Genomic DNA, 19,009 nt, shown 5'->3' on the forward strand with positions numbered 1-19,009 from the left:
AACCAAACTTAAATAAAATATAAAAATAGAAATAAAGATAAATTTTTTGCACCGAAGGTGCAAAATTGTTAAGATTTTTTAGGGAAGCAGAAACGGTATCCTCTACGACGAACTGTTTCTATGGTAGATATATTTAATGGTTTATCCATTTTTTGACGAATTTGATTGATAGCTACTTCGATAACATTTGGAGTTACTAGCTCAGGTTCTTCCCAGATGGCATCTAAAAGTTGTTCTTTGGATACAATTTGATCCGAATGTCTTGCTAAGTGCGTTAAAACTTCAAAAGGTTTTCCTTTAAGTTCTATATCTTGACCTTTATAAGTAATTTTTTCCTCATCTGGATCAATAACTAAGTCTTCAATTTTAATAACATTGGTTCCACCAAGTCTTAGTCTTGCTTCAATTCTTGCGAGTAGAATATCAAAATCTAAAGGTTTTTTAACAAAATCATCAGCTCCAGCTTTCAAAGCTTTGATTTCTGTTTCTTTGTCTGTTTTTGAAGACATAATCATAACTGAAGTTCTTGGAGATTTATGTTTAATGGTATTAACAAGTTCTGCTCCATCTCCATCAGGTAAAGTCCAGTTTGCTAAAACTAAATCATAATGTCTAATGCCGATAAAGTATTCTCCATCTTTAAAATTTTCAGAAGAATCGGTTTGATAACCAAATTCATTAAGATTGTCTATAATTGTTTTATTTAGGCTAATCTCATCTTCTATAACTAAAATTCTCATTTGTTCTATCCTTATTAAGAAAAATTTAAAGAATTATATCATAGCTTAAGTAAATGTTTAGATATCTTTAAAAAAAAATTAATATTTTTTTTTCAATTTAACCCCAACTGTAGCATTTTTTATTATATTGGGTTTGAAAATTTTTATGTTAAGATTGGTTAAATTAGGAAAATCTTTTTTTAAATTTAAGCTTACAAAGTTTAAAGACTCTTCAAGGGTGTAAAATTCTTCTTTTTTATACCATTTTTTAATTTTGGTAATTACCTCTGCATAATTTAAAAATTCATTTGCTTTAGCTTTAAGCTTGATAATAATTTTTTGTTTTTTCCTTCTTTCGAAATCTAATATACCGATGATACACTTAAAGTGAAATTTTATTTTTATATGACTTTGCATTCTTCTTTAAAAATCAATCTTTTAATATTAGGTAGATGTTTATATACTATAATAAAAGCGATAATGAAAACGGGTGCATGTGTATGAATTTCTAAGTCATAATTAAATATAAAAGAACTTACAACAAAAGCAAGTAACGCTGCTAAAGAAGCTAGCGAAGATATTTTAAAAATTTTTCCAATAACTACCCACACAATAAATGCTGTAAGCACTTCCAATGGAAGTAAAACTATCATAGCGCCTGCTCCTGTTGCTATGCCTTTTCCTCCTTCAAATAACAAGTAAATTGAAAAACAGTGTCCAAAAATAGCCAAAACTGCGACGCTCCAAAGCAAAGCTTGATCATAATGAAGAAATTTTAAGATTAGTAAAGGAATAGCTGCTTTCGCAAAATCTAAAATTATTGTAGCAATGGCAAGTTTTTTTGCTAGTTTGGGATTTTTTTCTTTTACTACTCTTAAAACATTGGTTGCTCCTATACTTTTTGAACCTTCTTTTTTGATATCAGTTTTAGCAAAAAATTTAGCTAGGATTAGTCCAAAAGGGATTGAACCTAAAAGATATATAAAAGCGTAAATTATTAAATTTTCCATAATATCCTTTTCAAATTATCTTAAAATCTAAGTTTTATAACTAAAAATTATATCTTATGAAAATAAATAAACAAAAAAATAATTTTTAAGATAAAAATAGTATTAATTAATTGTAAATATTTTTTAACAATATTTATCTTTATTTAAGTTCTAAATGATTATTATTTTATTTTAATTTATCTTCTAATAGGAGTTTATACAATGAAAGTAAAATCATTGCTAATCGCATCCTTAGTTGCTTTTTCAAGCTTAAACGCTGTAAGTCTTATAGATGAAGCTAAAAATTCAGGTCTTGTTGCCTTGCCAAAAGATCAAAAAGGCGTTGATGAAATTTTAAAACAAAATGGAGTAAAGGCTAGTGAATTTACTCTTGAAAAAGCAGAGCTTGGCAAAAAGCTCTATTTTGAACCACGTCTTTCAAAAAGTGGTATCATTTCTTGTAATACCTGTCATAATGTAGGACTTGGTGGAACAGATGGAATCAGTACTGCAATAGGTCATAAATGGACAGCAAATCCCCATCATTTAAATTCACCAACAGTTTATAATGCGGTTTTAAATAATACTCAATTTTGGGATGGTCGTGCAGGAACATTAGCCGATCAAGCTAAAGGTCCAATCCAATCTGATCCTGAAATGGCAACTCCTGCTAAACTCGCGGTAGAAAAAATTTCATCATTGCCTGAATATGTTAGTGAGTTTAAAAAAATCTATGGTAAAAGCGGTGTAAATTTTGACAATATTGCTGATGCAATTGCAAATTTTGAAAGAACTTTGATCACCCCATCTCGTTTTGATAAATTTTTAGAAGGCGATGAAAAAGCTTTAACAAAAGAAGAACAAAAAGGCTTAAAGCTTTTTATAGACAAGGGTTGTGTAGCTTGTCATAATGGTGTGAATTTAGGTGGCAATATGCAAGCGTTTGAAGTTGCTGGTAAATATAAATTTGCAAATTTAGGTGATTTTAAAGGTGATGCAAATGGTATGGTAAAAACTCCAACTTTAAGAAATGTTGCTGAAACTGCTCCATATTTTCATAATGGCGCTATTTGGAATCTAAAAGATGCTATTAAGGAAATGGGTAGTGTCCAACTTGGCATTAAAATTTCTGATAAAGAAGCAAAAAGTATTGAAACTTTCTTAAAATCTTTAACAGGAACAAAACCAGCAATTGTTTATCCACAACTTCCTATTTCTACTGAAAAAACTCCTAAACCTGAACTATAAGGCTCCAAACAAGCTCTATTTTTAGAGCTTGTTTAAATTTCTTTATCTTAGCTTTGTTATAATTGTCTTTAAATTTTGCTAGAAAGGTTTGCAATGAGACTTTTTGGAACTGATGGAGTTCGTGGAAAAGCGGGTGAATTTTTAGATAGTTTTTTGGCTATGCGTTTAGCAATGGCTGCGGGTATTTATTTTAAAGATAAAAGTATTACTAATAATATCTTAGTAGGAAAAGATACAAGAAGAAGCGGCTATATGATAGAAAATGCTATTGTTTCAGGGCTTACTTCTATAGGATATAATGTTATACAAATTGGTCCTATGCCAACTCCTGCGATTGCATTCTTGACTGAAGATATGCGTTGTGATGCAGGGATTATGATTTCAGCTTCTCACAATCCTTATTATGATAATGGTATTAAATTTTTCGATTCTCATGGAAACAAACTTAGTGAAGATATAGAGAAAAAAATAGAAGAAATTTATTTTGATGATAAGCTTATACAAGCCTCTAAGGTGGATATGGAAAAAATTGGTCAAGCAAAAAGAATTGATGATGTTATAGGAAGATATATTGTTTCTATTAAAAATTCTTTTCCAAAAGATCTTACTTTAAAGTCTTTGCGTGTAGTTTTAGATGTGGCTCATGGAGCAGCTTATAAGGTAGCACCTACTGTTTTTAAGGAATTAGGTGCTGAAGTTATAGTAATGAGTGATAAACCCAATGGACTTAATATCAATGAAAATTGTGGAGCTTTGCATCCTGCAAACTTAGCTGCTGAAGTAAAGCGTTTGCGTGCAGATGTGGGCTTTGCTTTTGATGGTGATGCGGATCGTTTGGTGGTTGTAGATGAAAAAGGCGAAGTGGCTAATGGAGATAGTTTATTGGGTGTATTAGCGCTTTATCTTAAAGAACAATGTAAATTACAATCAAGTGTTGTAGCCACTATAATGAGTAATGGTGCTTTAAAAGAATTTTTAAATAAACATGGTATAGAACTTGATACTTGTAATGTGGGCGATAAATATGTGCTTGAAAAATTAAAAGCTAATGGTGGAAATTTTGGTGGAGAGCAAAGTGGGCATATTATTTTTAGCGATTATGCAAAAACTGGAGATGGCTTAATAGCTGCTTTGCAATTTAGTGCTTTAATGCTTTCTAAGAAAAAATCTGCAAGTTCTATTTTGAGTCAAGTTAAGCCTTATCCTCAGCTTTTAACCAATCTTAAAATTGCAGAAAAAAAAGATTTGGATAAAATTAAAGGTTTAAAAGAATTAAAAAAAGATTTAGAAAATAAAAATATCAATACCTTATTTCGCTATTCTGGAACTGAAAATTTGATAAGACTTTTACTAGAAGCCAAAGATATTAAGCTCTTAGAAAAAGAAATGAAAAATGTTGTGGAGTTTTTTAAGAAAGCTTTAAATGGCTAAAACTTTTAAATTTATTTTTTATTTTTGGGGTGCCTTTGTTTTGGTTTTTGTCCTTGATCAATGGGTGAAATCCTTAACTTTAGCAGGACTTAGATGGCAGAGTGAATACTTAGATTTAACTTATGCTCTAAATACAGGCGTAGCTTTTTCAATGTTGAGTTTTTTAGAACATAATTTAAAATATTTACATCTTGCTTTAATTGGAGTGCTTTTTATTTATCTTTTTTGGCAAAAAACACTTTTAAAAACTCATAGCATAGCTTTTGGAATGATGCTTGGTGCTGGCGTTTCAAATTTATTGGATCGTTTTATATACGGAGGTGTAGTGGATATGTTTTTTTGGCATAAATGGTTTAATTTTGCTATTTTTAATGTTGCAGATGTCATGATAAATATAAGTGTGGCTTTGATTTTAATACAAGAAATATTTAAAAAAAGGAAAAAAGATGACAGAATGGATTAATGATTATTATTTTTGGATTAAATGGGTGCATTATTTGGCATTTGTTTCTTGGATGGCTGGACTTTTTTATTTACCTCGTCTTTTTGTGTATCATGCTGAACATAAAGACAATAAAGGTTTTGTCGAGATTGTAAAAATTCAAGAAAGAAAACTTTATTTTTATATACAAACTCCTGCAATGATTGTGACTTTAATCACAGGAAGTTTAATGTTGCATGCTCATAAGGAAGTTTTAATGGTAGGTGCGGGTTTTATGCATGTTAAACTTACCTGTGTTACACTTTTGATTATTTTTCATATACATAATTATTATTGTTTAAAAGCTTTAGCAAATGATACTTCTACTAAAAGTGGGAAATACTTTAGAATTTATAATGAATTTCCAACTATAATGTTTATTATTATCGCTTTAATGATGGTTGTTCGTCCCTTTTAGTTTGTCTCCGCTTTAAATTCCATACTAGCGGAGTTAAGTGGATCAATATTTTCTTTCATGATATCGATATAATCTTTATTTTTAAGACGCTTATCATCTCTAAATACTGCACGCACAAGATCCATTCCTGTGTAAAAATCTTTCATTAAAACCACAAAAAGATATTGACCAAATTCAGTTGCGATTAAAGCATTTTGATCTTTTATGATGGCACCACTTGTTTTAAGCCCTAAAAGTTCTATGAAAAGTTCTTTTTCGAGGTTGCAATTTAGAGTTTTGTTGAATTTATCAATTTCTATTTTCCCTGAAAAAATTTCAGTTAAAAAGACATATTTGATAATTTCTTTTTTATCAAAACAAGCTTTGGCTATATTAGCATTTTGTTTTTCTTGTATAAATTTAGCATAATCATTTAGATTAAATGCATTAATTAAAAGCTCCCCATCTAAAAAGCTAAAAGCCCCGCTGCCCACTCCTAGGTATTCATGATGAGAACTGACATATTCATCATTAAGCTTGTTTTTTTCTAAAGAAAAACTCCAACCATTGTTTTGGGTATAGTCTTTAAAAAATTCGCATATGATTTGATAATAAGTAAATTCATTATCTTTAATACTTACTCCTAAACTTTTGGCGATATTATCTTTGGTGAGATTTGATTTCATTAAAGGATAGGTTGTGATTTGTTGTGGGGCTAAATTTTTAGCAATTTCTAAGTCATTTAAAAGTTGTTTTTCACTTTGTCCTGGAAGATTGAAAATAAGATCTATACTAAAAATAGGTAAAATTCCTAAAGCTTTTGAAATTTTTTCTTGAAGTTCTTTAGATGAACCAAATTTATTATATCTTGCCACTTTTTTTAAAGTTTCATCATCAAAACTTTGAATCCCGCAACTTAAACGATCAATTATACCTTTAAACATAGAAAGCTTGTTTGGATCAATATGATTTGGATCGCTTTCACATGAAATTTCTTTTATATTAAATAACTTTTTACAAAGTTCTAAAGTTTTTAATAATTCCTCTTCATTAATCAGTGTTGTACCACCACCCACATACATGGAGGTAAAATCAAAACCTTTATCTTTCATAATTTTAATTTCTTCTCTAAGATTTTGAAAATACACTTTGGCTAAATTTTCATCATAATAGTATTTATGAAAACTACAATAAGGACAAAAAGTATGACAAAAAGGTACATGAGCATAAAGCATATAGCTTTTATCTTGTTTTGGAATTTTTTCTTTGGGTTGTTTTAAAAGTTCGACATTGAAACCTTTTTGTAGGGATTTTTCCATCATAGTATGAGAGTATTTTAAAGCTAAATTTTGAAATAAATTCATAAGTGGCCTATATATTAAAATATTTAAGACATAACTTTATCAATTTTTAGCTAAAATAGGAGTAAATTTTTTATTTCTTAAATAAAAAATGGGATTAAGTTTTTAAATTATTTAAAAAGGATATAAAAATGGATAAAGCCAAAATTGTTCAAAATTTAAATGCTTTGTTTAAACAAAGAGCAGAGTTTTACTCTTATTTTGATGAAAATATTGCCAAAATCAATAATACTGAAGTATTTGATTTTAAGAATGCTAAAAATTTAAATCCAGAAGAGGTATATAAGCAATTTTATCATTTTGATTATGCTATAAGAAAATTATTGCCTGCTATTTACAAGGCTTATGAAATTACAGATGCAGATTTAGACAAAGATTTTTAATTTATTTAGAGAATAGAACGAACTATTCTCTAAAAGACATATCTAAATTTTTTGATTCTTCTTTTATATTTTTACTCGTATCTTCACTTTGCTCAAATCCTCCACCAAATGCTTTGATTACATCTACTATGGAATTGGCATAAGAATATTTAGTATTATTAAAAGCAACCGCAGCATTAAGCCAATTTTGACGTGCCTCTAAATAATCTTGCAAAGACATTTCTCCTATATCATAGCGTTCTTTAGCAATTTCATAGATTCTTTTATAAGATTGTTCGCTTGCTTGTGCGTTATCGTATTGTAAGCGTATAGTTTTTCTAGCTACTAAAGCATAGCGAATTTCTCCAAAAGCAGTAATCAAAGTATTTTGATAATTTACAAAAGCTTCATCTTTATTAAGCTTAGCTAAATTTACATTTTGGTAAATTTCACCCCAATGAAAAATAGGCAGAGTAAAGTTTCCACCTATATTCCAAGTCTTAGAACCTCCTTTAACCAAGGTATCTAAATCCCCACTTTCAAATCCCAATAATCCTGTTAAAGAAAGGCTAGGTAAGAAAGCCGTGCGAGCTACTCCAACAAGATAATTTTGCTGAGTTAATTTTTCTAAAGAAGAGCCAATATCTGGACGTTGAAGCAAGATGGTGCTTGAAATTCCAGTTGGAATGTCAAATTCTTTAAGATTAAAAACTTGATAGCTTTGATTTTTGTAAAGTATGTCATTTAAATCATTTGAAGTTAAAATTTTTAAAGCTTTAAGGTAATTTTCTTTATTTAATTTTGCTTCATTATATTGCAAAGCCATACTTTCTAAGTTGGCTCTTGCTTGAGCAAGTTCATATTCACCTACAGCGCCAACTTGAAATTTTTCATCATTGATCCTATAAATTTCTTTTGCAGATTCATAGGCTTCTTTAAGAGCATTTTCATTTTCATAAGCATTTACAAGATTAAAATAAGTTTGAACTGTATTTGAAATAACAGAAAGTCTTGCAGCTTCATAATCATACTCACTTGCTTTAAAGCTTGATTTTGAGGCGCGATATGCATCGCGATATTTTCCCCAAAGATCGATTTCATAGCTTAAATTAAGCCCCATTTTAAAATCATTACCGTAACTTACTTCCCCGGTTCGATTGCTTGGAGCATTTATAGCTGTTTTTGCACGACTACCGCTTGCGCTACCATCAAATTTTGGCAACAAACTGCTAAAATCTATACCTAATTGAGCAGCAGCTTGTTCCATGTGTATGAAGGCAAGTTTTAAATCATTATTATTTTTAAGTGCTAAATCAACTACTTTATTTAAATTTTCATCATCAAAGTCTTTCCACCAATTTTTTGTGATAGAGCTATTGTTTTCTTTTTCCCAAGATAAGGCTCCAAGCTTATTATCAATGCTATAGTTTGCTTCGGGAATATTTAAATTTGGACTTAAAGAGCAAGCTGAAATCAAAAGAGTAAAACTTGCTATAGCACTAATTGAAATTATTTTATTCATGAACCTTACCTCTTTTTTTATCTAGCCATTCATTAAAATTTTCTAAAAGATAGAAAAATAAAGGCACAAAGAATATCGCTAAAGTTGATGCTGCGATCATTCCACCAATAAGCCCTGTTCCTAAAGAGTGTCTTGAAGCACTTCCTGCTCCTGTTGCGAAAATCATTGGCAAGACCCCAAAAGTAAATGCCAAAGAAGTCATTATGATAGGACGAAAACGAAGTTTTGCTGCTGCAACAGCTGCTTCAAAAACTCCTTTGCCTTTTTTAAAGCGCTCTTCCATTGCAAATTCTACGATTAAGATAGCATTTTTAGCTGAAAGTCCAATCAAGAGCAAAAGTCCTGTTTGAAAATATATGTCATTGCTAAATCCCCTTAAATATACCAATAAAAATGATCCAAATACCGCAAAAGGTACAGCTGTTACAACTGCTAAAGGTATAAGCCATCTTTCATATTGGGCAGCTAGAATTAAGAAGACAAATATCATACCTAAAGCAAAAGCATAACTTGCTGTTCCTTTACTAGAAACTTCTTGATAAGCTGATCCACTCCAAGCTATAGAATAATCATCCCCTAAAGTTTCTTTTGCTACTTGAGCAATCGCTTCTATAGCTTGACCTGAAGTATAACCTGGTGCGGGTTGACCTTGAACTTGTGCCGCTGGGAAAAGGTTGAATCGTTTTACATCATCAGGCCCTGAACTTCTTTGTAAAGTTAAGAAAGAATCAAGTGGTATCATTTTTCCATCATTTGATCTTACAAAAATATTTTTTAATGCATCTTGTGTATTTCTAAAATCACCTTTTGCGCGGATATTTACTTGGAAGTTTTTACCTAGCATAGAAAAATCATTAACATAATAAGTGCCTATAGTTGCATTCATCGTGTTAAAAACATCTTGCATGTTAAGATTGTAGTGTTTTAATTTATCTCTATCAATTATAAGCTTGTATTGAGGGAAAGTTGTATCAAGGGTTGTTCTTACTCTTGATAGTTCCTTTCTTTGGTTGGCTGCAGCAACAAGTTTATTTACATCTTTTTGTATTTCATCATAGCTTTTTCCGCTTTTGTTTTGAACATACATTTCAAAACCGCCTGTGATACTTAATCCAGGTATAGGAGGTAAGCCTATAAATACACTTGAAGCATTGCGATCAAAAGCAAATTTTTTATTAAGTTCGGCTATAATTTGATCAGCACTTACATTTCTATCTTTCCAGTCTTGCAAACCTATAAACATTGCAGCGGCATTTTCTTTGAGTGAACTTGTAAAAAGATCAAATCCTATCATAGCCATTGCATCTTTAACTCCATTAGTTTTTAAAACTTCTTGGCTTATGTGATCAACTTCTGAAATTGTTCTATGGAGTGCTGAAGCTGAAGGAAGGTTGATAATACTAATCATTAAACCTTGATCTTCTTCAGGAACTAAAGAATTTGGCACAGCTTTATTAAGATAAAAAATCGCTCCAAGCATAATACAAAAAATTAAAACAAAACGAATGGTTCTTTTTAGAATATATGCTACTCCTGCGCTAAATACAGAGGTGCTCCAATCAAAAAAATCATTAAATTTCTTTACAAATTTAAATGGCTCTCCTTCATTACGTCGCAAAAAGAGTGCACATAAAGAAGGTGTTAAGGTAAGAGCAACAAAACCTGATATAGTTACAGATATAGCTAAGGTAAGAGCAAATTGTCTTTGAATTTCTCCAACAAAACCTGATATAAAAGAAACTGGTACAAAAACAGCACAAAGCACAAGAACAATTGAAATAACCGGAGAACTAACTTCTTGCATCGCTTGGATAGCAGCATCTTTTACGCTTATTTGTTCATTTTCATATAAAATCCTATCGATATTTTCTACAACTATGATCGCATCATCTACAACGATCCCTATGGCTAAAACCAAAGCAAAAAGCGTAAGCAAGTTAATACTAAAACCTAAAACATAAAGTCCAGCAAAAGTTCCTAACAATGAAACAGGTACAGCTATCATAGGAATAAGTGTTGCACGGAAATTCTTTAAGAACATATACATAACAATGATAACTAAAATTAGAGCTTCAACAAAAGTTTTAACAACTTCTTTGATTGATTCTATTACAAATTTTGTTGTATCGTAAGGAATTTTATATGTTAAACCTTTTGGGAAATTTTTTGAAAGTTCTTGCATTTTAGCTTGAACAAGTTCTGCTGTATGCAATGCGTTTGCCCCTGATTGAAGATTGATCATAATCGGAACTGCATCATTGCCATTTAATCGTCCTTGTGAGCTGTATTGTTGTGATCCTATTTCCACATCAGCTACATCTTTAAGTCTTAAAAATGATCCATCATCATTTGTTCTTAAAATAATGTTTTCAAATTCACTAGGATTTTGTAGTCTTCCTTGCATAGTGATTGAATAAACATAAGGGGATTTTTGGGTTACAGGTTCTTCGCCAATTTTACCAGTTGCGTATTGGGCATTTTGGTCATTAACCGCAGAAATTACATCAGTAGCTGTGATTCCAAATTTATTTAATAAATCAGGCTTGAGCCAAATTCTTAAAGAATAATTACGATTTCCTATAGCATTTGCATCTCCAACTCCTGGAACCCTTTTTAACTCATCTAACACATTTAAAGTGATATAGTTATATACATCTACTGCACTCATTGAACCATCGCTTGAATACATAGAAATTGCAGCAAGTGTTGTTGAGGAAGTTTTTCTAACTGTTACTCCAAGTTTTTTAACTGCATCTGGCATTTTTGCAGTTGCGGCTGAAATTCTATTATTAACATCTATGGTGGCTTGATCAGGATCTGTACCGATATCAAAATAGACAGTCAAACTCATAGTTCCTGAAGAACTTGAAGTTGAATCCATGTAAATCATATTATCCGCGCCATTGATTGCATCTTCGATAGGACTTGCAACTGTTGAAGCAATGGTTTGTGCATCAGCTCCTGTGTAAGTTGCACTTACTTTAACTGTAGGAGGAGTTAAAGAAGGATATTGTTCTATAGGTAAATTTGTAAGACTTATGACTCCAGCTAAAGAAATGATAATTGCAACAACTGAAGCAAAAACAGGTCTTTCGATAAAAAATTTAGAAAACATTATTGTGCTCCAATTTCTTTAACTTCGCTACCAACTTGAATTTTTTTAAAGTTATCTAAAATGATTTTATCGCCATTTTGCAATCCTTTGTCAATAATAGCGTATTCATTGTTTTGGTAGCTTATATGTACAGAAGATTTTTCTACTTTTCCATTTTTAACAAGAAGAACATAAACATCATTTTGATCTTGTTTAACAGCTATTTGAGGCACTTTAAAGCCATTTTTTTGTATAAAACCTTCTGAAGTAATTGTTGCAAAAGCACCTGGTAAAAGTGTTGAGTTATTGTTATCAAATACGGCTTTGGCTTTTACTGTTCCACTATTAGCATCTATAACCGAATCAATAAAATAAAGTTTGCCTTGAACGGTTTCTCCATTAAGATTTAAATTTGCATGAATGCTGTCTAAGTCCCATTTTCCACTTTGAGTATTGCGGACTAAATTTAGTTTATCTGTATCTGAAATAAAGAAATCTGCGTAAATAGGATTTAAATTTGTAATTCTAACTAGTTCAGTTGTTGAAGCACTTACATAATCTCCTATATTAACTAAAGCATCTCCTACAGTACCATCAAAAGGAGCTTTTATTTCGGTATGATCTAGATCAATTTTTGCATTTGCAAGTTGTGCTCTAGCACTTGCTAGACTAGCTTTTGAATTGTTAAATGTAGCAAGAGAAGAGTCGTATTCCTTTTGAGAGATTGCACTTTTACTAAAAAGAGCTTTAGAACGATTAAAATCCTTGCTTGCATTTTCGAAAGTTGCTCTAGCCATTAAAGCTTGTCCGTAAGCTGAATCAACACTAGCTTTAAATTTATCTTGCTCTATAACAAATAGTGTTTGTCCTTTTTTTACCTTATCCCCAGCTTTAAAAAGTTTATTTACTATTACGCCACTAACTTGAGGTTTTATAATAACATCATAATCGCTGACAAGTTTAGCAGGGTAAGTAAAACTAAGTGGTAAATCTTCAGATTTAGCACTCATGGTTGTTACAGGTTGAGGCGGCATTTGTATTTTTGGTGCTTCTTCTTTGCTGCAAGCAGTGAGTAAAAGCACAACACCTAAAGCTAAAATAGTATTTTTTTGAAATAATTTCATGGTTTTGCCTTGAAAAATTAAATTAAAAATTGTAATATTTATTACAAAAATTTTTGGCTAATTATATCTTAATTTTGGTTAATAAAATTATTTTTAAGCTTTGGAGCCATTGATCCCATTTAGAAAAACGTTTACAACAAATTCAACATGTTCTTTTTGTTCTTTTTTATTTTTCAAAGGAGCATTAATTAAAACATTAAGATAATGATAAGGTTCTTTTAACATAGTACAAAAAAGAACAGCAAGTTTTTCTGCATTTTTTTTCATATAAGAATTATTTTGTTGCTTGAAAAAATCCATAAGTATGTTATAGGAAAAATTTTGTTGATTATTTTCTATCCAATTGGCAAGATGTCTATCTTTGTCATAAACTTGAGAATAGATAATTTTACCAAAAGCTACAGCTTCTGGTTGATTGAAAATTTCTATAAAAGCTAAACCAAAAGAAGTTAAAATTTCTTTTAAAGTGCCATTTTCAATTTCTTGTGTTTTGGAATAAATAAGATGAAAGTGTTTTTTACATATGTCATCTAAAATTTCAAAGAATAGCCCTTCTTTACTTTTAAAACCATCATAAATATTAGAATAAGATCCTCCGGATAATTTAATAATATCACTCAAACTTGTTTCTTGGTATCCTTTTGTTAAAAAAAGCTCTAAGGCCACTGCTTTGATTTTTTCTTGTCTGGCTAAAACTTTTTGTGATGGTGTTCTATTTGAGTTCATTTTTATCCTTTATAAGAGTGCTTTTAGGGTATACAAATATACTTTTTCTAAAAACCGAAATTTTTTCATTATCCTTTGCGTAAGCTTTTATATGTAAAGGAAAGATTACATCTTTTTTATCATTATTTGCTAAATTTTTTGTAGCCCTGATAACAACTATTTTTTTGACTTGTTCTCCTGCTTTTAATTTAAAAGGTTTGTTTGGTCTTATGATTTCAATTCCATCATTTATTCCTTCTAAATTTGCTGTAAAATAATATTCATGAGGTTTAGAATCTGTATTTTGAAACAAAAAGGTATAAGCATTTGAAATGACTAATTCACCTTTAATATTTGAAATATTATATAATTCGCTACTACGATTGATGTTTAAAAGCATGCTTTCTTTTTTGCTTCCCATGATGATTAAAGCCAATAAAGCAATTAAAAGAACTATAAAATATGCTATCGTTCTAAATCTTAAATAATGAACCTTAGAACGCGTTTCAATAGCTTTTGCACTTGTCCAATTGATCAAACTTGGACGATTAAATTTGCTTTGTACCTTAGAGCAAGCATCGGCACATTCAAGACAATTAATACATTCAAGTTGCATTCCTTTGCGTATGTCAATATGAGTTGGACAGATGCTAACACAGGCTTCACAACCTATGCATTCTCCCTCAGGCGGTTTTTTATGAAGTTTGGTGTGTCCATCATAGATCAAGCCCCCGCGTTTTTCATCGTAGATCACTTGCATTGTATCATGATCGAACATTACAGATTGTATTCTTGCATAAGGACAGACATAAACACAAAATTTTTCTTGTAAGTAGGTAATATCCAAAGTAAAAAGTAAGCTAGCACAAAATAAAATTCCAAGTAAAAGTAGATGCTCGCCAGGATTTTGAATATAATTGAAAAAATCTTCAGGAGGAATAAAGTACCAAAGTAAATTACTAACAGCAACTAAAGATATAAAATAAAAAATTATTACTCCAAGAAATTTTTTAAAATATTGCCCCTCATATTCTTTTTGTTTGTTATTGATATTTTTGCGAATTTTAAGAAATTTAGTTTGTATGATATCTCTATATATAACTCTAAAAATCGTTTGTGGACAACTCCAAGCACACCAAATTCTTCCACCTAAAGTTGTAATAAAAAAAATAAATAAAAAAAGAAATATAAGAACAAAAGGCATGAGATAAAATTCTTGTGTTGAAAAAGAAATAAAAAATAGGTTTAATTTAGAATGATCAAAACTTAAAAGAAAAAAATGATTCTCATTAATTCTTATGAAAGGTAGGGCAAATATGATAATACTTGCAATTAAATATACAAAATATCGTTTTTTTGTATAGTTTGTAATGTGTCCTTGCATTTTTAGACCTTAATTATAATTTTTTAGCACTTTGTAATTAAGGATTATAACCGATAAAAACTAAAACAATTTTTAAATGCTTTCTAAGTTAGAATTAATAAGAAGTGTTTTATAATTATATTTCACAACAAAAATTTACACAGAAAGGTGGTGAGGACTGTGCCAGGAATCAAGGTGCATCCTAACGAGTCTTTTGATGAAGCGTATCGTAAATTCAAAAAACAAGTAGATAGAAATCTAGTTGTAACTGAAGTAAGAGCAAGAAGATTTTTCGAGCCTATGACTGAAATTCGCAAAAAACAAAAAATTTCAGCACGCAAAAAAATGCTTAAAAGACTTTATATGCTTAGACGCTACGAGTCAAGACTCTAACCCAAAAGCCCGAAAGGGCTTTTTTTATATCTACGAACTTCATTTGGTATTAAATTAAAAAGTATTTATTATTTTTTGTTAAAATTTCTAATTTAAATTTTCTGTTTTTAGGATAAACTCTATGAAAAAAATCAAAAAAATCATTCAAATTGGTATGATAGGTGGTTTAGCAGCTGTTGCTGGGGGTGCTTTAGCAGGTTGTGGAAGTAATAATGACAATGCAGATACTTTAAATCAAGCAGCTAATGCTCAAGGAGCTTTTGTAATTATCGAAGAAACAGCTCCAGGGCAGTATAAAATCAAAGATCAATATCCAAGTGATGAAACAAGGGTAGTTTTAAAAGATCTTAATGGTACAGAAAGAATTTTATCCAAAGAAGAAATGGATGCTTTGATTAAAGAAGAAGCAGCTAAAATTGACAATGGAACTTCAAATTTAACTAAAGACAATGGGCAAATCAGTAGTGGGGGATTGAGTTTAGGAGAAACTTTACTCGCAAGTGCTGCAGGTGCTATTTTGGGAAGTTGGATAGGTTCAAAACTTTTCAATAATCAAAATTTTGCTAATCAACAACGCGGTGCTTTTTCAAATCAAAGTGCTTATCAAAGGAGTGTTAATAGTTTTAATAAAGCAGGCACAACAAGCTCTACTTCAAGTGCTAAAAAATCAGGTTTTTTTGGTGGAGGCTCTAAAGCCACAAGTTCTAGTTCTTCTTTTGGCTCTTAAGGATAATTAATGCAATTACTACAAGTAGACAAACTTCAAAAAGATTATTTAGAAAATATAGGTTTTTCTTGGCATACAGATGAAGATGGAAGTGATTATATTAGCAATAAGTTAGTTTGTGTTAAGGAAAGTGAAGCTAATGCTTATTATGAAGCGGTAAATGAGCTTTATGATATGTTTATTGCTGCAGCGCAAGAAGTGATTGATAATGATCGTTTTAATGAGCTTGGAATTCCTTTTAATCTTATTGATGTGATTAAGATGAGTTGGGAAAATGAGGTTCATTGGCATTTATATGGGCGTTTTGATTTAGCGGGTGGACTTGATGGTAAGCCTATAAAACTTATAGAATTTAATGCTGATACCCCTACTGCTCTTTTTGAAAGTGCGATTTTACAATGGGCACTTTTAAAACAAAATGGAATGGATGAAAGCGCACAATTTAACAGCATTTATGAAAGTTTGATGGATAATTTTAAAAGACTTATTACCCTTGATGAAAGTGTTGAAGGGTTTGAAGAGCATTATCAAGGATGGAAAATTCTTTTTTCAAGTGTTGCAGGAAGCAAAGAAGAAGAAATCACTACAAAATTACTTTCTCATATAGCCAATGAAGCAGGTTTTCAAACTAATTTTTCCTTTGTAGATGAGGTAGAATTTAGTGAAGAAGGAATTTTTAAAGAGGGTGAAAATTATGAGTATTGGTTTAAGCTTATTCCTTGGGAAGATATAGCTATAGAAGAGGGTGAACTTGCCATGCTTTTAACTCAAATCATGCGTAATCAAAGAGCGATTATTTTAAATCCTGCTTATACGCTTTTATTTCAATCTAAGGGAATTTTAAAAATTTTATGGGAACTTTATCCAAATCATCCATTACTTTTAGAAACAAAAGATACTCCTTTAGAGGGTAAAAGCTATGTTAAAAAACCTGTTTTTGGTAGAGAAGGCGCAAATATCAGTATAATTAAAGATGGAAAAACTTTGCATGAAAATGTAGGTCCTTATGGGAATAATAAGGCTATTTATCAAGAATATGTAGAATTTAATTCATGTGAAAACGAATACTATCAAGCAGGTGTTTTCTTTGCCTATGAAGGGTGTGGTTTAGGATTTAGAAAAGGCGGTCTTGTGCTTGATAATTATTCTAAATTTGTAGGACATATTATAAAGGATTGAAAAATGAAAATTGTTTGTTTAGATGCGGCAACTTTAGGGGATTATGATTTAAGTGTTTTTGAAAAATTTGGTTCTTTACAAATTTATACTACAACAAATAAAGAGCAAACCATAGAGCGTTTAAAAGATGCTAATGTCGCCATGACAAACAAGGTTGTAATTGATAAAGATGTGATTGATGCTTGTAAAAATTTAAAACTCATTTTAGAAACTGCTACAGGGGTTAATAATATCGATATTGAGTATGCTAAAGAAAAAGGTATTATTGTAAAAAATGCTGCTGGGTATTCTACTATGAGCGTTGTGCAACATACTTTTGCGTTTATGTTTGCTTTTTTAAATCAAGTGCTTTATTATGACAAATGGAGTAAAGAGGGTAAATGGTGTGAAAGTCCTATTTTTACAGATTATAGCAGAATTTTAAATACCTTAAGCGGTAAAAAACATGGTATTATAGGCTTAGGAACTATAGGTAAAGAAGTGGCAAAAATTTCAAAGGCTTTTGGAGCTGAAATTTATTATTGTTCTACGAGTGGAGCTAATAAAAACGCAGATTTTATACATTTAGAATTAAAAGATTTATTAAAAACTTGTGATATTATAAGTATCCATGCACCTTTAAATGAAAAAACTAAAAATTTACTCACCTTTGAAGAATTAAAGATTTTAAAAGATAATGCGATTTTGATTAATGTAGGAAGAGGTGGGATTGTCAATGAAAATGATTTAGCTAAAATCATAGATGAAAAAAATATTCGTGTAGGGCTCGATGTTTTAGAAATTGAACCTATGATGAAAAATCATCCGCTTTTAAGCATTAAAAATAAAGAAAATCTTATTATCACCCCTCATGTTGCATGGGCGAGTAAGGAAGCTTTAAATGCTTTAATGGATATAGTTTATAATAATTTAAAAGAATGGATAGAAAATGGCAAGTGAACATAGTTTTGATATTTCAGCAGCTTTAGATAAGCAAGAGTTAAAAAATGCTTTTGAACAAGCTAAAAAAGAACTTGATAGTCGTTATGACTTAAAAGGAATTAAGTGTGAGATTGATTTAAGCGAAAAAGAGAGTATTTTTAAACTCAGTTCTTCTAGTGAAGGAAAACTTGATGTTCTAAAAGATATAGTGATTTCTAAACTTATCAAAAGAGGAATTAATCCTAATGCTATTAAAGAGCTTTCTCGTGAAAGTGGAGCAATGTTTCGTTTAAATTTGAAAGCAAACGATGCTATTGATAGTGAAAATGCTAAAAAAATCAATAAAGCTATTAAAGATAGCAAGCTTAAAGTTAACTCTTCGATTCGTGGTGAAGAAATTCGTGTTGTAGCAAAACAAATCGATGATTTACAAGCTGTGATGAAGCTTGTAAAAGAGCTTGATTTAGAGTTAAATGTCAGTTTTAAAAATCTCAAATAAGGTTAAATTTGAAACATTGTTTAGCTCTATGTTTTGTTTTTTTTCTTTGTGCTTGTAGTGTGAAAAATCAAAATTTTTCAAGTCAAAGCTTGATGGTTTTGATTGCTTCTCCTATGATAAAAATCAATGATGCAGCTTTTTTAAAAAAAGAAAATAATGCTTTAAATTTAGAAGTTTATAAACTAGGGCAAGCTTTTTTTGAACTCAAAATCAAGGATAAAATTTGCATCAATGCAGTGTGTTATGATAAAAAAGTGTTTAATCAAAAATTTTTTAAAAATGTATATTATGATGATATTTTAAGTGATGTTTTAAAGGCAAATGCTTTATGGCAGGGTAGAAATTTAGAAAAAACTGATTGTGGTTTTGAACAAAATTTAAAAGCAAAAAATTATGAAATTTTTTATCAAGTTTGTGATAATAAAGTAAGTTTTTTTGATAAAATTTCACATACTAAAATTATCTTAACGCATATTCAAAATTGAAGGATAGAG

At 30.2% G+C, this 19,009-nt stretch carries 20 protein-coding genes; 11 read left to right on the plus strand and 9 right to left on the minus strand.

What is annotated here, in order from left to right; genetic code table 11:
* Positions 1-68: 68 nt before the first annotated feature.
* From hsrA to plsY, 3 genes are all read right to left on the minus strand, one after another.
* Entirely contained in the window at positions 69-740 is a 672-nt protein-coding gene (gene hsrA / locus FBE93_RS00720; protein ID WP_002857553.1) for a homeostatic response regulator transcription factor HsrA, read from the minus strand.
* 78 nt (positions 741-818) lie between these two features.
* A complete protein-coding gene (locus FBE93_RS00725; RefSeq protein ID WP_002934003.1) occupies positions 819-1,136 on the minus strand; it encodes a dihydroneopterin aldolase in 318 nt (105 codons plus the stop codon).
* On the minus strand, positions 1,121-1,729 hold the full coding sequence (gene plsY, locus FBE93_RS00730; protein WP_002921511.1) for a glycerol-3-phosphate 1-O-acyltransferase PlsY: 609 nt from the start codon (positions 1,727-1,729) through the stop codon (positions 1,121-1,123). The genes FBE93_RS00725 and plsY overlap by 16 nt, the downstream gene beginning before the upstream one ends.
* 201 nt (positions 1,730-1,930) lie before the next feature.
* Here plsY and FBE93_RS00735 point away from each other — a divergent pair, with 201 nt between their 5' ends.
* From FBE93_RS00735 to hemJ, 4 genes are all read left to right on the plus strand, one after another.
* Complete coding sequence (locus tag FBE93_RS00735; RefSeq protein ID WP_002934002.1) at positions 1,931-2,956, plus strand: cytochrome-c peroxidase; 1,026 nt, start codon at positions 1,931-1,933, stop codon at positions 2,954-2,956.
* 93 nt (positions 2,957-3,049) lie between these two features.
* Positions 3,050-4,387, plus strand: a complete 1,338-nt coding sequence (gene glmM / locus FBE93_RS00740; protein WP_002934001.1) for a phosphoglucosamine mutase — start codon at positions 3,050-3,052, stop codon at positions 4,385-4,387.
* Positions 4,380-4,850 carry a signal peptidase II gene (gene lspA / locus FBE93_RS00745; RefSeq protein ID WP_002934000.1) on the plus strand — a complete coding sequence of 157 codons (471 nt, stop codon included), beginning with the start codon at positions 4,380-4,382 and terminating at the stop codon, positions 4,848-4,850. Before glmM ends, lspA begins: the two co-directional genes overlap by 8 nt.
* On the plus strand, positions 4,834-5,286 hold the full coding sequence (hemJ, locus tag FBE93_RS00750) for a protoporphyrinogen oxidase HemJ (protein WP_002857597.1): 453 nt from the start codon (positions 4,834-4,836) through the stop codon (positions 5,284-5,286). Before lspA ends, hemJ begins: the two co-directional genes overlap by 17 nt.
* On the opposite strand, the gene FBE93_RS00755 is transcribed toward hemJ, so the two are convergent.
* Positions 5,283-6,629 carry a coproporphyrinogen III oxidase family protein gene (locus tag FBE93_RS00755; protein ID WP_002933999.1) on the minus strand — a complete coding sequence of 449 codons (1,347 nt, stop codon included), beginning with the start codon at positions 6,627-6,629 and terminating at the stop codon, positions 5,283-5,285. The two genes, hemJ and FBE93_RS00755, sit on opposite strands and share 4 nt — an antisense overlap.
* Positions 6,630-6,757: 128 nt before the next feature.
* On the opposite strand from FBE93_RS00755, the gene cmeU reads away from it, so the two are divergent.
* Positions 6,758-7,009 carry a CmeU family protein gene (gene cmeU, locus FBE93_RS00760; protein ID WP_002857293.1) on the plus strand — a complete coding sequence of 84 codons (252 nt, stop codon included), beginning with the start codon at positions 6,758-6,760 and terminating at the stop codon, positions 7,007-7,009.
* Between the two features lie 22 nt (positions 7,010-7,031).
* Here cmeU and cmeC read toward each other — a convergent pair whose 3' ends face one another.
* From cmeC to ccoG, 5 genes are all read right to left on the minus strand, one after another.
* Positions 7,032-8,510 carry a multidrug efflux transporter outer membrane subunit CmeC gene (gene cmeC, locus FBE93_RS00765; RefSeq protein WP_002933998.1) on the minus strand — a complete coding sequence of 493 codons (1,479 nt, stop codon included), beginning with the start codon at positions 8,508-8,510 and terminating at the stop codon, positions 7,032-7,034.
* Positions 8,503-11,625: a multidrug efflux RND transporter permease subunit CmeB gene (gene cmeB / locus FBE93_RS00770; RefSeq protein WP_165434078.1), complete on the minus strand. Its 3,123-nt coding sequence runs from the start codon at positions 11,623-11,625 to the stop codon at positions 8,503-8,505. Before cmeB ends, cmeC begins: the two co-directional genes overlap by 8 nt.
* Positions 11,625-12,728 (minus strand): multidrug efflux RND transporter periplasmic adaptor subunit CmeA, encoded by a 1,104-nt coding sequence (gene cmeA, locus FBE93_RS00775; protein ID WP_002922538.1) that lies wholly within the window; start codon positions 12,726-12,728, stop codon positions 11,625-11,627. The genes cmeB and cmeA overlap by 1 nt, the downstream gene beginning before the upstream one ends.
* 93 nt (positions 12,729-12,821) lie before the next feature.
* The gene (gene cmeR / locus FBE93_RS00780) at positions 12,822-13,454 is read right to left on the minus strand and encodes a multidrug efflux system transcriptional regulator CmeR (protein ID WP_002933995.1); all 633 of its coding nucleotides are present in this window, start codon (positions 13,452-13,454) and stop codon (positions 12,822-12,824) included.
* Entirely contained in the window at positions 13,441-14,817 is a 1,377-nt protein-coding gene (gene ccoG / locus FBE93_RS00785) for a cytochrome c oxidase accessory protein CcoG (RefSeq protein ID WP_002922530.1), read from the minus strand. The genes cmeR and ccoG overlap by 14 nt, the downstream gene beginning before the upstream one ends.
* Positions 14,818-14,976: 159 nt before the next feature.
* On the opposite strand from ccoG, the gene rpsU reads away from it, so the two are divergent.
* From rpsU to FBE93_RS00815, 6 genes are all read left to right on the plus strand, one after another.
* Positions 14,977-15,189, plus strand: coding sequence for a 30S ribosomal protein S21 (gene rpsU, locus FBE93_RS00790; protein ID WP_002780697.1), 213 nt, complete (start codon positions 14,977-14,979; stop codon positions 15,187-15,189).
* Between the two features lie 121 nt (positions 15,190-15,310).
* Complete coding sequence (locus tag FBE93_RS00795; protein ID WP_002933987.1) at positions 15,311-15,916, plus strand: UPF0323 family lipoprotein; 606 nt, start codon at positions 15,311-15,313, stop codon at positions 15,914-15,916.
* Positions 15,917-15,925: 9 nt separating this feature from the next.
* Positions 15,926-17,095: a glutathionylspermidine synthase family protein gene (locus FBE93_RS00800; RefSeq protein WP_002933974.1), complete on the plus strand. Its 1,170-nt coding sequence runs from the start codon at positions 15,926-15,928 to the stop codon at positions 17,093-17,095.
* Between the two features lie 3 nt (positions 17,096-17,098).
* Positions 17,099-18,034: a D-2-hydroxyacid dehydrogenase gene (locus FBE93_RS00805; protein WP_002933972.1), complete on the plus strand. Its 936-nt coding sequence runs from the start codon at positions 17,099-17,101 to the stop codon at positions 18,032-18,034.
* On the plus strand, positions 18,024-18,515 hold the full coding sequence (locus FBE93_RS00810) for a YajQ family cyclic di-GMP-binding protein (RefSeq protein ID WP_002933971.1): 492 nt from the start codon (positions 18,024-18,026) through the stop codon (positions 18,513-18,515). Before FBE93_RS00805 ends, FBE93_RS00810 begins: the two co-directional genes overlap by 11 nt.
* Positions 18,516-18,523: 8 nt before the next feature.
* Positions 18,524-19,000 carry a hypothetical protein gene (locus FBE93_RS00815; RefSeq protein ID WP_002933969.1) on the plus strand — a complete coding sequence of 159 codons (477 nt, stop codon included), beginning with the start codon at positions 18,524-18,526 and terminating at the stop codon, positions 18,998-19,000.
* Positions 19,001-19,009 lie beyond the last annotated feature (9 nt).

Origin of the sequence: Campylobacter sp. CFSAN093229, assembly GCF_011068225.1 — a bacterium.
GTDB classification, from domain to species: Bacteria; Campylobacterota; Campylobacteria; order Campylobacterales; family Campylobacteraceae; genus Campylobacter_D; species Campylobacter_D jejuni.

Excerpts from the sequence above, each read along its gene's own strand:
- hsrA (WP_002857553.1), bottom strand. The coding sequence starts at position 740 with ATGAGAATTTTAGTTATAGAAGATGAGATTAGCCTAAATAAAACAATT.
- FBE93_RS00725 (WP_002934003.1), bottom strand. The coding sequence starts at position 1,136 with ATGCAAAGTCATATAAAAATAAAATTTCACTTTAAGTGTATCATCGGT.
- plsY (WP_002921511.1), bottom strand. The coding sequence starts at position 1,729 with ATGGAAAATTTAATAATTTACGCTTTTATATATCTTTTAGGTTCAATC.
- FBE93_RS00735 (WP_002934002.1), top strand. The coding sequence starts at position 1,931 with ATGAAAGTAAAATCATTGCTAATCGCATCCTTAGTTGCTTTTTCAAGC.
- glmM (WP_002934001.1), top strand. The coding sequence starts at position 3,050 with ATGAGACTTTTTGGAACTGATGGAGTTCGTGGAAAAGCGGGTGAATTT.
- lspA (WP_002934000.1), top strand. The coding sequence starts at position 4,380 with ATGGCTAAAACTTTTAAATTTATTTTTTATTTTTGGGGTGCCTTTGTT.
- hemJ (WP_002857597.1), top strand. The coding sequence starts at position 4,834 with ATGACAGAATGGATTAATGATTATTATTTTTGGATTAAATGGGTGCAT.
- FBE93_RS00755 (WP_002933999.1), bottom strand. The coding sequence starts at position 6,629 with ATGAATTTATTTCAAAATTTAGCTTTAAAATACTCTCATACTATGATG.
- cmeU (WP_002857293.1), top strand. The coding sequence starts at position 6,758 with ATGGATAAAGCCAAAATTGTTCAAAATTTAAATGCTTTGTTTAAACAA.
- cmeC (WP_002933998.1), bottom strand. The coding sequence starts at position 8,510 with ATGAATAAAATAATTTCAATTAGTGCTATAGCAAGTTTTACTCTTTTG.
- cmeB (WP_165434078.1), bottom strand. The coding sequence starts at position 11,625 with ATGTTTTCTAAATTTTTTATCGAAAGACCTGTTTTTGCTTCAGTTGTT.
- cmeA (WP_002922538.1), bottom strand. The coding sequence starts at position 12,728 with ATGAAATTATTTCAAAAAAATACTATTTTAGCTTTAGGTGTTGTGCTT.
- cmeR (WP_002933995.1), bottom strand. The coding sequence starts at position 13,454 with ATGAACTCAAATAGAACACCATCACAAAAAGTTTTAGCCAGACAAGAA.
- ccoG (WP_002922530.1), bottom strand. The coding sequence starts at position 14,817 with ATGCAAGGACACATTACAAACTATACAAAAAAACGATATTTTGTATAT.
- FBE93_RS00795 (WP_002933987.1), top strand. The coding sequence starts at position 15,311 with ATGAAAAAAATCAAAAAAATCATTCAAATTGGTATGATAGGTGGTTTA.
- FBE93_RS00800 (WP_002933974.1), top strand. The coding sequence starts at position 15,926 with ATGCAATTACTACAAGTAGACAAACTTCAAAAAGATTATTTAGAAAAT.
- FBE93_RS00805 (WP_002933972.1), top strand. The coding sequence starts at position 17,099 with ATGAAAATTGTTTGTTTAGATGCGGCAACTTTAGGGGATTATGATTTA.
- FBE93_RS00810 (WP_002933971.1), top strand. The coding sequence starts at position 18,024 with ATGGCAAGTGAACATAGTTTTGATATTTCAGCAGCTTTAGATAAGCAA.